The sequence below is a fragment of the Glutamicibacter sp. JC586 genome (assembly GCF_009805585.1).
Taxonomy (GTDB): domain Bacteria; phylum Actinomycetota; class Actinomycetes; order Actinomycetales; family Micrococcaceae; genus Glutamicibacter.
Window position 1 is genome coordinate 363,391 of sequence record NZ_VHIN01000002.1, and the last position, 14,767, is coordinate 378,157.

The following is a 14,767-nucleotide window of genomic DNA, read 5'->3' on the forward strand; positions in this document are numbered from 1 at the left end:
GTCACCTGCACATGTTTACCAGTCCAGAAGAAGTCTTGGCATATATTGCCGAAGAGGACATCAAGTTCGTCGATATCCGTTTCACCGACCTGCCAGGCGTACAGCAGCATTTCAACGTGCCTGCAAAGTCCGTAGACGCCGACTTCTTCGTCAATGGCCAGCTGTTTGATGGCTCGTCCATCCGCGGCTTCGCTGGCATCTCTGAATCAGACATGCAGTTGATCCCAGATGTCAGCACCGGCTTCATCGATCCATTCCGCATCGAGAAGACCTTGGCTTTCAACTTCTCCATCATCAACCCACGTACCGGTGAGCCTTACCACCGCGACCCACGTGGCGTTGCAGAGCGTGCCGAAGCCTACCTCGAGTCCACCGGCATTGCTGATACCGCATTCTTCGCTCCAGAAGCAGAATTCTTCATCTTCGAAGACGTTCGCTACGAATCAAAGCCAGAAGGCGCCTTCTACTCGATCGATTCCGACGAAGCTCCATGGAACACCGGCCGCAAGGAAGAGGGCGGCAACCGGGGTTACAAGACTGCTTTCAAGGGCGGCTACTTCCCAGTTGCACCAACCGACAAGCAGGCCGATCTGCGCGACGCAATCTGCGTTGAGCTGGATAAGGCAGGCCTTGAGGTAGAGCGTAGCCACCACGAAGTTGGCGCTGCCGGCCAGGCTGAGATCAACTACAAGTTCAACACCATGGTTCACGCCGCGGACGAACTGATGCTCTTCAAGTACATCGTGAAGAACACCGCTGACGCTTGGGGCAAGTCCGCAACCTTCATGCCAAAGCCAGTCTTCGGTGACAACGGTTCGGGCATGCACGTCCACCAGTCGCTGTGGACCGGTGGCGAGCCACTGTTCTACGACGAAAAGGGTTACGCTGGCCTGTCCGACGTTGCTCGCTGGTACATCGGTGGTCTGCTGAAGCACGCTGACGCAGTGCTTGCATTCACCAACCCAACCGTGAACTCCTACCGTCGTCTGGTCAAGGGCTTCGAAGCTCCAGTCAACATGGTTTACTCGCAGGGTAACCGCTCGGCTGGTATCCGTATCCCAATCACTGGTTCGAACCCTAAGGCAAAGCGCATTGAGTTCCGCGCACCAGATGCTTCCTCGAACCCATACTTGGCGTTCGCTGCACAGCTGATGGCAGGCCTGGACGGCATCAAGAACCGCATCGAACCAGCAGAGCCAATCGATAAGGACCTCTACGAGCTTCCTGCCGAAGAAGCTAAGGACATCCAGCGCGCACCAGAGAGCCTAGAAGACGCTCTGAAGGCACTGGAAGCTGATCACGAGTTCCTGCTTGAAGGCGGTGTCTTCACCGAGGACCTGGTCCAGACTTGGATCGAATACAAGCGTGAAAACGAAATCAAGCCACTAAGCCTGCGCCCGAACCCATTTGAATTCGAGCTCTACTACGGCTGCTAATCACTGATCTGCGGTTATCGCAGACAGATTAGTCAAAGCTGGGTCCCACCAATTGGTGGGACCCAGCTTTTCTCGTTGATAGCCTGTTGTTATGGAACCAGGAAATTGGGTCAGTGTGCAGCGTGATGACGGCGAAACCGTGGGATACCTAGATCCTGTGACCTCCAACTACGACGTAGTAGTCCCCCGCAACATCTTGGGACAGCAGATTGGCGAACCTAGCGACTATGCAGTGGCCGAGGCGCTAGTTGAAGACCGCGGCATAGGCGAGCTGATGAACCTTTGGATCCTTGACGGGCAAGAAGCAGTGGTTGGTGACGAGCTAACCATTCTAGAAGTATCGCCCGACGGCATCGTGTTGGCTAACGCGCTTCGCGTCAAAGCGCTAGAGTCTACCCAGCGAATACATATCCCGTGGCCCGATGTATCTCAAAGGCTCACGAGCGTTAAACGTCCTTGAGTAAAGCTGTGGCGTAGCGTCGACGAGTGAAGAACTGGGCTACTAGTAGCAAAGGAAACATCGCCCTGAACCCTCGATGATCCGAGGCAGCGGTGAGCGAGCGAATCTCCAAAAAGACCTCGTCGCCCTCTCGGAACAAAATAAAAGCTTCTTCCCCGCTTACCGGATGTCCGCTACGCGTTGCGTAAGCAAATCCGACCCGTGAGTAAGATTCGAGTACGTCCACGACTTCGATTGGCTCTTCAATAGACCACGGACCGATGATGGCCCGGAGCTGAGGTTTCGCTCCTTGCACCACCCGTGGATTGCCCACGACAGAAAACCCACTACGCGTCTTGATTTCCCAATGAAGCAACGCTTCTGTGCACCGCTCCCAGAAGGCATCTGAGGTCCCCAGACAGATCCGTCGTTCCCAGCGTCTATAACCAGTGGGATGAGCTGTCCATTGCTCCTGATGAATCTGGGTCAATGACATAAGAGCTAGTCTTCAAATCCGTAAAAAAGGACTTCAAAAATGCTTCTGGCATGGCGGGTTGCCCTGAGGTAGTCTTCCTCAAGCTCCGCCCCAAAGTGTGGCTCGTATCCGCACCATCTGGCCACTGCTTCCATATCACGCGAAGAACTAGGCAAGACATCACTAGAACGTCCTGAGGTGATGATTTCGGCGCTACGAATCCGGGTAGCTAGACGCCACGCTACTGCCAGCTGTTGCGCGTCATCATCTGAGATCAATTCAAGCTTCGCTAGCTCTTCCAGAGCGCACAATGTAGAGGTAGTCCGCAGTTCCTCATGTCTCCACGCGTACTGCAGCTGATAGAACTGGACAAGCCATTCGACATCGGAGAGCGAACCACGCCCCAATTTCAGGTGCCTGTTCGGGTCAGCTCCGCGAGGCAATCGCTCAGATTCGACACGGGCTTTGATCTTGCGAATATCACGGATCTCGCTCTCTTCTAATCCTTTTCCATAACGAACAGGTTTGATCAGAGCGATAAAGTCCTCGGCCAAGGTGGCATCGCCTGCAAATGGGCGCGCCCGTTGTAAAGCTTGGCGCTCCCACACTTCCACCCAGCGTGAGTAGTACGTCTCGTACGCGTCAATGGAACGAACCAGGATGCCCTGGCGGCCCTCGGGACGAAGGTCAGAATCGACCTTCAACTTCACTTCGGCAGGGATCGCGGGCTTCAACGGCTTGGAGGTCCACGAAACTAGGTCGGTCACCACACGCAAAGCCTGTTCCTGAGCAGCCTGAGCCTGGGCTCCGGGGACAGCACGCTGGACAAAGAGAACGTCTGCGTCCGAGCCATAACCGATTTCTCGCCCGCCTTGGCGTCCCATCGCAATCACCGAAATGACCGCTTGCTGACCGTGCTTTTCTTGATCGGCACTCAACAGAACTTTGAGTACTCCGTCAATCATCGCGCCATCAATATTTGAAAGAGCCTGACCGACTTCATCAACTGTCAGTAGCCCTGCTCCATCCGCCAAAGCCACACGGAGGAATTCACGCCGACGAACCATTCGAATCATTCGGATGGCACTTTCTGGCTGCTTGGTCCGATGAATGATGGACTGGTTCTGTTGCAATAGGCTCTCAAGACTCTGAGGAGCCAAAGATGCGTCGGAGCCTAACCATGCGGCGGCTGCCGGTTCATTGGCCAACAGATCAGTAAGGAAGCGTGTATTAGACAACAAATGACTTAGTCGCTCTGCGGCCGCGTTCGTATCGCGAAGCATGCCTAAGAACCAATGAGTTTTGCCCAAGGATTCGCTGAGACGACGGAAACCGAGCAATCCGGCATCCGGGTCTACGCCTCGGGCAAACCAGTCGAGGAGTACCGGTAGTAGCTGTCGTTGAAGCGAAGACCTACGTGATACTCCCCCGGTTAATGCCTCAATGTGGCGCATTGCCGCCTTGGGGTCGAGATAGCCTAAGGCGCGTAAGCGGGCTTGCGCCGACTCGGCAGTCAACCTAACGTCATCTGCAGAAAGGTTGGAGCTGCTGACCAGTAGCGGGCGGTAGAAGATTCGCTCATGAAGTGAACGCACCATGCGCTTTGTTTCGTTCCAGCGGCGCATCAGCTTTTCCGGGCTGGTTGGCTGAAGATCCGCAGCCCCGCGAATGGAACGCGCAAGCACCCGTTGGGCAGCTTCTACTCGTGGCATCAGGTGCGTACGGCGCAACTGACTGAGCTGAATGCGGTGCTCCAAAAGCCGTAGGAAACGGTATGAATCGTCAAAGTTTGTTGCGTCTTCGCGCCCGATATACCCGCTATCACTTAGGGCATGAATTGCCAGGGTGGTGGTGGGAACCTGGATGTCTTGGTCAACTCGGCCGTGCACCAGTTGCAGAAGTTGTACGGTAAATTCAACGTCGCGTAGACCACCGGGGCCAAGTTTAATCTGCCAGGGAACATCATCTTTGGATATGTTGTCGCTGACCCGGCGGCGCATAGCTTGAACGGATTCGACGAAACCGTCTCTTTCAGAGCTGGACCACACCATCGGGGAAACCATCCGCTCATACGAGCGTCCCAAGTCAGGGTCACCAGCAATACAACGAGCCTTGAGCAGAGCTTGGAACTCCCAAGAATGAGCCCATCGACGGTAGTAGGCCTCATGCGAGGACAGGGTACGGGTCAGCGCACCGTCCTTGCCCTCGGGACGCAGGTTCGCGTCCACTTCCCAGAGCATCGGTTCAGGGCCTGGAACCATCAACGCGCGCGCGGTGTTGCCGCAAATCACGGTGGCGATGGCTGAAGCGAGATCTTCCTCGATGCCCGGCGCGGAACCATGCACGTAGATCACGTCGACATCGGAAATGTAGTTCAGCTCGCGTGCTCCGCATTTACCCATGCCGATGATGGAGATCTTCACGCGGTCTACATCGTTCGGATCGTATTGTTCGCCGGCCTCAGCACGAGCAATGGCCAATGCACCTTCAAGCGCCGCCCCGGCCATATCGGCTAGTTCCGCAGCCACGTTAGGTAAGATCCTTTGCGGGTTGCTCGCCCCCAGATCACGATGGGCCAGGGAGAGCAATGCCTTGCGATAACTGGTGCGCAAGCGTTGGCGACCTTCAACGCCGATATGAGAGGAGACCCAATGGCCACCCTGGGTCCGTGTGGCCTCGATAGATTCGAGCATGCTGTGCACCAACTGCTTGGAAGTTTCTTGAACAAACTCGGTGGAAGGTGCGGTGCGTACCGTCTCTAAGGCCTCGGGGCAACGGATTAGAAATTCGCCCAGTGCAGAAGAGCTTCCCAAGAGCCTGACCAAACCCTGACAACTCTGCGGATCCATGAAAATCTTGATGGCTTCAGGATGACGATCCACGAGTCGCAAAGCCAACAGCAATGCCTGGTCCGGATCTGGCGCATGAGCCATCTTGCTCACGATCAGCGTCGAATCTATCGGAGCCAGTTCCTCTGATTGTAAGAACTTCTTGGCCCGTTCGATATCGCTGAATCCAGCGTTGATCAGTGATCGTGAGGATACTTCAGGCATGGTGATGTGCGTTTCTTCCACAAATCGCCGCGTGCAAGCACGCGGCGATTTCTCTAGAGGGTACTCAGATTCTTATTGAGCTCATATGGGGTGACGACTTGACGGTAATCTTCCCATTCAGCACGCTTGTTGGAGATGAAGGAATTGAATACCTGCTCGCCGAGGATTTCAGCCATTAGTTCTGACTCCTCCATGACGCGTAGGGCTTCATGCAAGCTACCCGGTAACGGAACGTGGCCGGAAGCGCGACGTTCGGCCGTGGACAAATTCCATACGTCGTCCTCGGTTGGCTCTTCGAGCTCGTAACCTTCACGAATACCCTTCAGACCTGCACCAAGCAAGCACGCGTAGGCGAGGTACGGGTTAGCGGCCGAGTCGATGCCACGGTACTCAACGCGAGCGCTCTGGCCCTTGCCGGGCTTGTACAGGGGCACGCGCAGCAGAGCAGATCGGTTGTTGTGTCCCCACGAACGATGGCTCGGGGCTTCTCCCCCACCCCATAGACGCTTGTAGGAGTTTACGTACTGGTTGGTGATTGCCGTCATCTCGGGTGCGTGATGCAAGATACCGGCGATGAAGGAACGCGCCACGTCGGAAAGCTGGTATTCACGACCGGCTTCGAAGAACGCATTGCTGTCACCTTCGAACAGCGAGAAGTGCGTGTGCATGCCACTGCCTGGGTGTTCGGAGAACGGCTTAGGCATAAAGGTTGCGTGGATACCCTTCTGCATCGCCATCTCCTTGATGACGGTGCGGAAGGTCATGATGTTATCGGCCGTCTGCAAAGCGTCTGCATAACGAAGATCGATTTCGTTCTGGCCCGGACCAGTTTCGTGGTGTGAGAACTCTACCGAAATACCTAATGCTTCAAGGGTTGTCACCGAGGCACGACGGAAGTCTTGACCTACTCCATCAGGCACGTGGTCAAAGTAGCCACCGGTGTCGATGGGCTGCGGACGTCCGTCGGCGTCGAGTTCATCGCTCTTGAGTAGGTAGAACTCGATTTCAGGGTGCGTGTAGCAGGTGAAGCCCATATTGGAGGCTTCGGTAAGCTGGCGCTTGAGCACCTGACGAGGATCTGCGTTCGACGGTTGACCTTCTGGGGTCAGGATGTCGCAGAACATACGAGAGGTAGGTTCTACTTCACCGCGCCAAGGCAGGATCTGGAAAGTCGATGGATCGGGCTGAAGCAACATGTCAGATTCTGAGATTCGGGACAGCCCGTCGATGGACGAACCGTCGAAGCCCAGACCCTCTTCAAAGGCGTCTTCAACTTCAGCAGGAGCCAACGCAACGGATTTCAACGAACCAACTACGTCGGTAAACCACATTCGCACAAATCGAACGTCACGTTCTTCAATGGTGCGCAGCACAAATTCCTGCTGACGATCCATTTTCCACCACCTTTGGACTTCTGATATCCGGCTCTGATCACGGCCGGCTAGAAAAAATGACCTGTGGCAACACTATATCGGTTCTGGCATGGTCAATGGGCAAGCATCGCCCAGTCCAAGTGCGATAAAGTCATTTTATGCCTCAACCATACCTAGGGAATCCTGAAAAAGGCCCGTCCCGCATCCGTATTCATCACTTGCAGCAGGCAAAAGAGCGTGGCGAAAAATTTGCCATGTTAACCGCCTATGACGTAATGATGGCCGAAATTTTCGATTCAGCAGGCATCGAGATCCTGTTGGTTGGCGATTCTGCAGCCAATACCGTGATGGGCTACAACTCGACGTTGCCAATCACGCTCGAAGAAATGATTGTCTTCACTAAGGCCGTCACCAATGGAACCAAACGAGCAATGGTCGTTGTTGACCTTCCGTTCGGCAGCTACGAGCAATCCCCTGCGCAAGCCGTTCAGAGTGCAGTTCGTCTGATGAAGGAAGGTGGTGCACACGCGGTGAAGATGGAAGGCACCGCCCAGTACGCTGCGCACGTCAAGGCGATGGTCTTGGCTGGCGTTCCGGTCATCGGACATATCGGCTTCACCCCTCAAGCCGAGCACGCGCTGGGTGGATACCGCGTGCAGGGACGCGGTGAGGCTCTGGAGCAGATGAAGTCGGACGCACTGGCCTTCCAAGACGCCGGGGCCTTTGCCATTCTTATTGAAATGGTTCCTAGCGATGCAGCCGCCCAGGTTGATGCTGCTCTTCGGATCCCAACAATTGGTATCGGTGCCGGGTCGGCCACCACTGGCCAAGTATTGGTATGGCAGGACATGCTGGGCCTAGGTGAGCGACGCACCCCGCGCTTCGTGAAGAAGTACGCAGACCTGCGTAGCGTCATTGGGCAAGCCGTGAGTGAATATCATCAGGAAGTCGTATCGGGAACTTTCCCTTCGGCTGACTATGAATTCAAAGAATAGCTGCGCAACACAGAATGCAAGAGGGCGGTGCTGGTACGGGTGAATCATCACCCTAACCAACACCGCCCTCGTACTATTAAGCTATTTCCTGTGCTTGAATCGAGCTGTTACTGATCTTCTTGCTCAGATTCGTCCCACGCTTCATTGCGCGCCTGTACCTTGCTCATGGCCGCTTCCGCTTCCGCAGCAGTCTCGTAAGGTCCCAAAAGCTGCGACCAATCCGACTGTGGGCCCTTTTCCACACTCTTGGTTGAAACGTTGTACCAGTACTGACCTTCGTCAGGTGTGCCAGCTGAGCTCATCACAAACTCCTTAATTCTCGGTTCGTACTTCCATCTACACGTTAGCCGACGATCGCGAAAATAGGTGGAACACCACCTCGTCGTCAGTCAAAATCGAGACTTTCCATAACCTGCATAAAGCTAGAATGAGTTTCATGGCTACTGCTGATACTGCTCCCATTGGAAACTTGACCGCCGGCACCATCTCCCCGGAACTACCGGTGCCCAAACACATCGAACGACCAGAGTACGTCGGCAAAAAAGAGCCTTCTGAGAACACTGCTTCGGAAGTCAAAAGTCCCGAAGTTATAGAGCGTATCCGCATTGCCTCACGCATCGCTGCCCAAGCCCTAGAAGAGGTGGGTAAGGCTTGCCAACCAGGTATCACCACCGACGAGCTAGATCGCCTCGGCCATGAGTTCCTCATGGACCACAACGCCTACCCTTCAACCCTGGGCTACCGCGGATTCCCTAAATCCTTGTGCTCATCATTGAACGAGGTGATTTGCCACGGAATTCCTGATTCCACGGTGCTCCAAGACGGGGACATTATCAACATTGACATCACCGCCTACATCGGTGGTGTACACGGCGATAACAACGCCACCTTCCTGGTAGGTGACGTTGATGAAGAATCCCGACTTCTAGTGGAGCGCACCGAAAACTCGTTAAAGCGCGCGATCAAGGCTGTCATGCCAGGCCGTGAAATCAACGTGATCGGCCGCAGTATCGAAACCTACGCCAAGCGCTTTGGATATGGAGTGGTCAAGGACTTCACCGGCCACGGGGTTGGTGAATCATTCCATTCTGGCCTGATCATCCCTCATTACGACGCTGCCCCGGCTTACAACACACTTATCGAGCCGGGCATGGTCTTCACTATCGAACCAATGCTGACCTTGGGAACTATTGAATGGGACATGTGGGCCGATGATTGGACAGTGACCACCAAAGATAAGAAGCGCACCGCGCAATTCGAACACACATTATTGGTCACTGATGACGGTGCAGAGATACTGACCTTGCCATAGCCATGAATTCTTAAAATGACAGTGCCGGGAGTCAAATAATCATTTGACTCCCGGCACTGTCATTGAGGCCTTGATCTTACTCGGCGGTCAGCGGTCGCTCGTTGCCCTGCGGTGGCGTGCTCCGACGATCCCGCAAGCGAGCGATGGCACTTTCGAAATCTGAGAGCGACTGGAAGTTGTGATAAACACTGGCGAAACGCAGGTAGGCAACTTCGTCTAGGCGTGAGAGCGGCTCCAAAATGGCCAGGCCGACTTGGTGCGCAGGTATTTCTGCCGCACCGGAGGTTCGCACTGCCTCTTCGACTTCCTGAGCCAACACCGCCAGATCATGGTCGGTGACGGGGCGTCCCTGGCATGCTTTACGCACTCCGTTGATCACTTTATTACGTGAGAATGGCTCTACCGCCCCAGACTGCTTTAGCACGCTAAGGCTCGCAGTTTCCGTTGTGGTGAAGCGCCGTGAACATGCAGTGCACTGGCGGCGACGACGAATTGACACGCCGTCGTCAGCGACTCGGCTGTCGACCACGCGGGAATCTGCGTTACGGCAATACGGGCAATTCATGGCACCTCCATCTACGGCCAGTGAAGCACTCTCGGTGGCGTTGCCACCAAGAGTCTACTCATGTCACCAACAAGTTTAGCGTCTAATGAGCGTTTCGTACTGCCACTGCGTCACCGTGAGCTGGTAGGTCCTCTGCATTAGCCAAATTGATTACGTGCGCTGCCACGTCTCCCAGCGCTGCTTCACTGTAATTGATGACCTGGATTGCCTTCAAAAAGGTATTGACGTTCAGCCCCGAAGCGTGAACCGCCGTACCGTTGGTTGGCAAGACATGGTTTGAACCGGCGCAATAATCCCCTAGAGATACCGGCGCGTACGAACCGACAAAAATGGCTCCTGCTGCGGTAATACGCGAGGCGGTTGCCGGTGAATTTTCTACCATGATTTCAAGGTGTTCTGCAGCATAGGCATTGGCAACGTCGATGCCTTGCTCCAGATCCTTGACCAAGATGATGGCCGATTGAGTTCCGGACAGGGCCTGACGTACTCGTTCGGTGTGCTTGGTAGCAGCGACCTGCACTACTAATTCGCCACGCACTGCGGTGGCTAGTTCCGCCGAGTCTGTAATCAGAACTGCCGCCGCGTTGGCATCGTGTTCTGCCTGGGAGATCATGTCAGCAGCAACAAATTTCGCGTTCGCACTTTGGTCGGCCAAGATGGCAATTTCGGTAGGACCCGCCTCAGCATCGATCCCCACGACGCCTTTAACTAGACGCTTTGCCGTGGCCACAAATACGTTGCCCGGTCCAGAGATCACATCAACGGGTTCGATTCCTCCGCGCTCATCGTTCTGAACCTCAACTCCGTAGGCGAAAGCGGCCACGGCTTGGGCGCCACCCATGGCGTGCACTTCTTTAATTCCCAATAGCTTGGCTGCCGCCAGGATGGTGGGGTGTGGCAGCCCGCCAAATTCTTTTTGCGGTGGGCTAGCCAAGGCCAACGAGCTCACCCCAGCGGCCTGTGCGGGCACGGTATTCATGATCACCGACGATGGGTACACCGCCAAGCCGCCTGGCACATACAATCCGACACGTCGGACAGGTACCCAGCGCTGGGTTACTGTCGCGCCGTTTGAGTAGCCGACTTCGGTGTCTTCGGGACGCTGTGCGGCCGCGAAAACGCGTGCACGGTCAATGGACTCTTCCAGTGCCTTGCGAACTAAAGGATCCAGTTCTTCCAAAGCGCGATCCAGCTCATTTTGTGGCACGCGGGTGTGGTCCAGTTCCACATGATCAAAACGCTGCGCAAGTTCGCTGAGCGTCTGCATGCCGCGGGCACGAACATCATCGATAATTCCCTGAACCGCAACGGTCGCCGTCTGCGTATTCATTTCTGGGCGTGGGAGGCTGGACTTGAGCTGTGCGTAGCTCATGGTTTCATTGCGCCAGTCGATGGTGGCTAGGTCTGAAAATTCGGTCTCTGGAATAGTGCTCACGTACCTAGCTTAACGCCGATGACCGGGCGAGGTTTTATTGATTACCTCGCCCGGTCACCGAATTAGCGTTTAGACGTCCAAACAGTGCGGGCCGAGCAGCACCTTCAGGTCGCCAAAGAGGGCAGGATTTGGGTTCACCCGGAAATTCATCCCTAGACGCATCAGCGAAGTTCCCCGGCTACCGGTAAGCTTCACCCGTACTTCGGTATTGCCCGTATGTGTTCGAAGCACTTCACCCAGACGCTGAACCAGTGATTCGGTCGCCTTATGCGTTGGAATTCCGATGACAATTGGTCCACCATTAGCGTCTTCGGAAATTTCCGGGATCATCATTTCTTGGGCGTTCAGAGTGATCGAACCGTCGTCACGACGCTGGACGCGTCCCTTAATGACCACGATCAGGTCATCGGCAAGAATTTCGGCAATGGGCTGGTACGCCTGGCCAAAGAACATGACTTCCATGGAGCCGGAGAGATCCTCGATCTCACAGCGCGCATAGGGATTGCCACTCTTCTTGGCGATTCGACGCTGCAGTCCAGAGATCATGCCCGCAATGGAGATGATGTGCCCATCTTGCGGACCATCATCGGAAAGTACGTGGGTCACTGGCATATCGGCGTACTGATCTAGAGCGGAGCCCAAGCCTTGCAGCGGGTGGTCCGAGACGTACAGGCCCAGCATGTCGCGCTCGTAAGCCAGCTTTTCTTTCTTGTCCCAGTCAGGCAGATCAGGAATTGCCACGTTCATTGAATCTGAGGCTTCTTCAGATCCCAGAGCACTAAAGAGGTCAAACTGGTTCGCAGCCTCGTTGCGCTTGACTTGGATTACCGAGTCAACAGCTTCTTCGTGAATTGCTACCAAGGCACGACGAGGGTGCTTCAGCGAGTCGAAGGCACCCGCCTTGATCAGCGATTCAATGGTTCGTTTATTACAAACGACTGCTGGAACTTTGCTCAAAAAATCACTGAAGTCGTTGTAGTGACCTTTTTCTTGGCGCGCTTCAACGATGCCGGCCACCGCGTTGGTACCGACATTTCGAATAGCGCCCATACCAAAGCGGATGTCCTTGCCCACTGGGGTGAAGTTCAATGCGGATTCGTTGACATCCGGAGGCAGAACGGTGATGCCAATGTGGCGACATTCATTCAAGTACAGCGCCAGCTTGTCCTTGTCATCGCCCACCGAGGTCAACAGGGCAGCCATGTATTCGGCTGGATAGTGAGCCTTAAGGTACGCAGTCCAATAGGACACCACACCATATGCGGCCGAGTGAGCCTTGTTGAAAGCGTAGTCGGAGAACGGAAGCAGAATATCCCACAGGGTCTGTACTGCAGCATCGGAATATCCGTTGTCATTCATGCCCTGTTTGAAGCCGGCGAACTGCTTATCCAGTTCCGACTTCTTCTTCTTACCCATCGCACGGCGCAGAATATCCGCCTGTCCCAGAGAGTATCCGGCCAACTTCTGCGCGATCGCCATAACCTGCTCTTGGTAAACGATCAGACCATAGGTGCCTCCCAGGATCTCAGCCAACGGCTCTTCAAGCTCAGGGTGGATCGGGGTCACGTCCTGTAGCCCGGTTTTACGCAACGCATAGTTGGTATGCGAGTTTGCGCCCATCGGACCCGGACGATACAAGGCGATCACTGCCGAAATGTCCTCGAAGTTATCCGGGCGCATCATTTTCAGCAATGAGCGCATTGGCCCACCATCAAGCTGGAACACGCCAAGGGTGTCACCACGTGCCAGAAGGTTATAGGCCTCGACGTCGTCAATACCCAAGGTTTCGAGATCGATCTCGTCACCGGTGTTGTACCGGACGTTTTCCAACGCATCGGAAATGATGGTCAGGTTTCGCAGTCCCAAGAAGTCCATCTTGATCAGCCCGAGGCCTTCACAAGTGGGGTAATCAAACTGTGTAATAACTTGACCGTCTTGAATACGGCGCATGATCGGGACAACGTCAATGATGGGATCAGAACTCATGATCACACCAGCTGCGTGCACGCCCCACTGACGCTTCAGACCTTCAAGGCCCTTGGCCGTCTCAAAGACGCGAGCAGCTTCAGGGTCGGTCGCTACCAGATTGCGGAAATCCCCTGCTTCCGAGTAACGCTTGGCCTCCGGATTTTCGATATCGTTCAAGGCGATGTCCTTGGCCATGACCGCTGGCGGCAGAGCCTTGGTCAGGCTTTCGCCCATGCTGAACGGATAGCCCAGCACGCGCGAAGAGTCTTTCAGCGCCTGCTTGGTCTTGATCGAACCATAGGTAACGATCATGGAGACTCGCTCGTCGCCATACTTCTCGGTCACGTATTTGATGACCTCTGAACGGCGACGATCATCGAAGTCAACATCGAAGTCGGGCATGGACACACGTTCAGGGTTCAAGAAACGCTCGAAAATCAAACCGTGAACCAACGGGTCCAAGTCGGTAATGCGCATAGCGTAGGCAACCATCGAGCCTGCACCTGAACCACGACCTGGTCCTACGCGGATCCCGTTGCGTTTGGACCAGTTAATGAAGTCCGCAACGACGAGGAAGTAGCCGGGGAACCCCATCTTAATGATGACGTCGAGTTCGTAGTCTGCCTGCTTGCGTGACGCTTCGGGAATGCCGTCCGGGTAACGGTAATGAAGACCCTTATCAACTTCTTTGATGAGCCAGCTGGTTTCATCTTCCCCCGGTGGGCAGGGGAACTTTGGCATGTAGTTGGCGCTGGTATCAAAGTCGACTTCAACACGGTCAGCGATGGCTAGGGTGTTGTCACAGGCTTCTGGGAATTCCTTGAAGAGCTCGCGCATTTCACGCGCGCTCTTGAGGTAATAGCCAGTACCGGAAAAGGCAAAGCGGCTACCGCCCTGGTCATATGTTGGTTCATCAAGCGTGGATCCCGAGTTGATAGCCAGCAACGCTTCGTGAGCCTTAGCGTCGGCTTCGTGGGTGTAGTGCAAGTCGTTGGTGGCGACCAGAGGAATGTTTAATTCCTTGGCCAGTCGCAGCAAGTCCTTGGTGATTCTGCGCTCGATCTCCAGACCGTGGTCCATGATTTCGCAAAAGTAGTTTTCTTTGCCAAAAAGATCCTGCAGCTCAGCGGCAGCCGCTTTGGCCGCGTCATACTGGCCCAGACGTAGTTTAGTTTGCACTTCACCGGACGGGCATCCGGTGGTGGCAATAATACCTTCGTGATGCTCGTTCAAAAGCTCGCGGTCCCAGCGTGGGTACTTACCAAAGACCGAGTCCAAGGAGGCCCGCGATGAACCTTTAAAGAGGTTGTCCATGCCAACGTTGTTGTAGGACAAGAGCGTCATGTGGTTGTAGAGGCCACCGCCAGATACATCGTCGCCCTTTTGCGATTCGTCGGTGCGCCACTTCACACGAGTCTTATCGTCGCGGGCCGTACCCGGGGTGACATACGCTTCAACACCGATAATCGGTTTGATGCCGGCGCCGGTGGCTTGACGCCAAAAATCAAAGGCTCCGAAGAGGTACCCGTGGTCCGTAATAGCCAGAGATTCCATGCCTTGACGATTAGCCTCAGCAAAAAGTTCGCCGAGTCGGGCAGCACCATCCAACATGGAGTATTCGGTGTGGGTATGAAGATGAACAAATCCGTCGCGTGTAGCACTCACCCAAACAGTCTAACGAGTCTGAGCAGTCCTTTGGGCCAGCACAGAGCCTAC

At 55.0% G+C, this 14,767-nt stretch carries 11 protein-coding genes; 4 read left to right on the forward strand and 7 right to left on the reverse strand.

Going from position 1 to position 14,767, the window contains the following annotated elements; genetic code table 11:
* Window positions 1-11: 11 nt before the first annotated feature.
* Window positions 12-1,436 (forward strand): type I glutamate--ammonia ligase, encoded by a 1,425-nt coding sequence (gene glnA / locus FJV47_RS01885; RefSeq protein WP_159609484.1) that lies wholly within the window; start codon window positions 12-14, stop codon window positions 1,434-1,436.
* Between the two features lie 91 nt (window positions 1,437-1,527).
* Window positions 1,528-1,896, forward strand: a complete 369-nt coding sequence (locus FJV47_RS01890) for a hypothetical protein (RefSeq protein ID WP_159609486.1) — start codon at window positions 1,528-1,530, stop codon at window positions 1,894-1,896.
* Here FJV47_RS01890 and FJV47_RS01895 read toward each other — a convergent pair.
* Genes FJV47_RS01895 through glnA (FJV47_RS01905) form a run of 3 tightly spaced genes read right to left on the reverse strand, consistent with a single transcriptional unit; the run spans window position 1,883 to window position 6,797 of the window.
* Window positions 1,883-2,371: a DUF1990 family protein gene (locus FJV47_RS01895; RefSeq protein ID WP_159609488.1), complete on the reverse strand. Its 489-nt coding sequence runs from the start codon at window positions 2,369-2,371 to the stop codon at window positions 1,883-1,885. The two genes, FJV47_RS01890 and FJV47_RS01895, sit on opposite strands and share 14 nt — an antisense overlap.
* A gap of 5 nt (window positions 2,372-2,376) precedes the next feature.
* Window positions 2,377-5,403, reverse strand: coding sequence for a bifunctional [glutamine synthetase] adenylyltransferase/[glutamine synthetase]-adenylyl-L-tyrosine phosphorylase (locus FJV47_RS01900; protein WP_159609490.1), 3,027 nt, complete (start codon window positions 5,401-5,403; stop codon window positions 2,377-2,379).
* Window positions 5,404-5,456: 53 nt separating this feature from the next.
* On the reverse strand, window positions 5,457-6,797 hold the full coding sequence (gene glnA / locus FJV47_RS01905) for a type I glutamate--ammonia ligase (RefSeq protein ID WP_159609492.1): 1,341 nt from the start codon (window positions 6,795-6,797) through the stop codon (window positions 5,457-5,459).
* 137 nt (window positions 6,798-6,934) lie between these two features.
* On the opposite strand from glnA (FJV47_RS01905), the gene panB reads away from it, so the two are divergent.
* The gene (gene panB / locus FJV47_RS01910; protein WP_159609494.1) at window positions 6,935-7,771 is read left to right on the forward strand and encodes a 3-methyl-2-oxobutanoate hydroxymethyltransferase; all 837 of its coding nucleotides are present in this window, start codon (window positions 6,935-6,937) and stop codon (window positions 7,769-7,771) included.
* A 107-nt stretch (window positions 7,772-7,878) separates the two neighbouring features.
* Here the strand turns inward: panB and FJV47_RS01915 are convergent, their stop codons facing one another.
* Window positions 7,879-8,073, reverse strand: a complete 195-nt coding sequence (locus FJV47_RS01915) for an SPOR domain-containing protein (protein ID WP_159609496.1) — start codon at window positions 8,071-8,073, stop codon at window positions 7,879-7,881.
* 134 nt (window positions 8,074-8,207) lie between these two features.
* Here FJV47_RS01915 and map point away from each other — a divergent pair, with 134 nt between their 5' ends.
* The gene (map, locus tag FJV47_RS01920; protein WP_159609498.1) at window positions 8,208-9,083 is read left to right on the forward strand and encodes a type I methionyl aminopeptidase; all 876 of its coding nucleotides are present in this window, start codon (window positions 8,208-8,210) and stop codon (window positions 9,081-9,083) included.
* Between the two features lie 76 nt (window positions 9,084-9,159).
* Here map and nrdR read toward each other — a convergent pair whose 3' ends face one another.
* The 3 genes from nrdR to dnaE form a co-directional block, all read right to left on the reverse strand.
* Window positions 9,160-9,648, reverse strand: a complete 489-nt coding sequence (gene nrdR / locus FJV47_RS01925) for a transcriptional regulator NrdR (protein ID WP_159609500.1) — start codon at window positions 9,646-9,648, stop codon at window positions 9,160-9,162.
* Between the two features lie 82 nt (window positions 9,649-9,730).
* Window positions 9,731-11,083, reverse strand: coding sequence for a histidinol dehydrogenase (gene hisD, locus FJV47_RS01930; RefSeq protein ID WP_370514883.1), 1,353 nt, complete (start codon window positions 11,081-11,083; stop codon window positions 9,731-9,733).
* 69 nt (window positions 11,084-11,152) lie between these two features.
* On the reverse strand, window positions 11,153-14,716 hold the full coding sequence (gene dnaE, locus FJV47_RS01935; protein ID WP_159609502.1) for a DNA polymerase III subunit alpha: 3,564 nt from the start codon (window positions 14,714-14,716) through the stop codon (window positions 11,153-11,155).
* Between the last annotated feature and the right edge of the window lie 51 nt (window positions 14,717-14,767).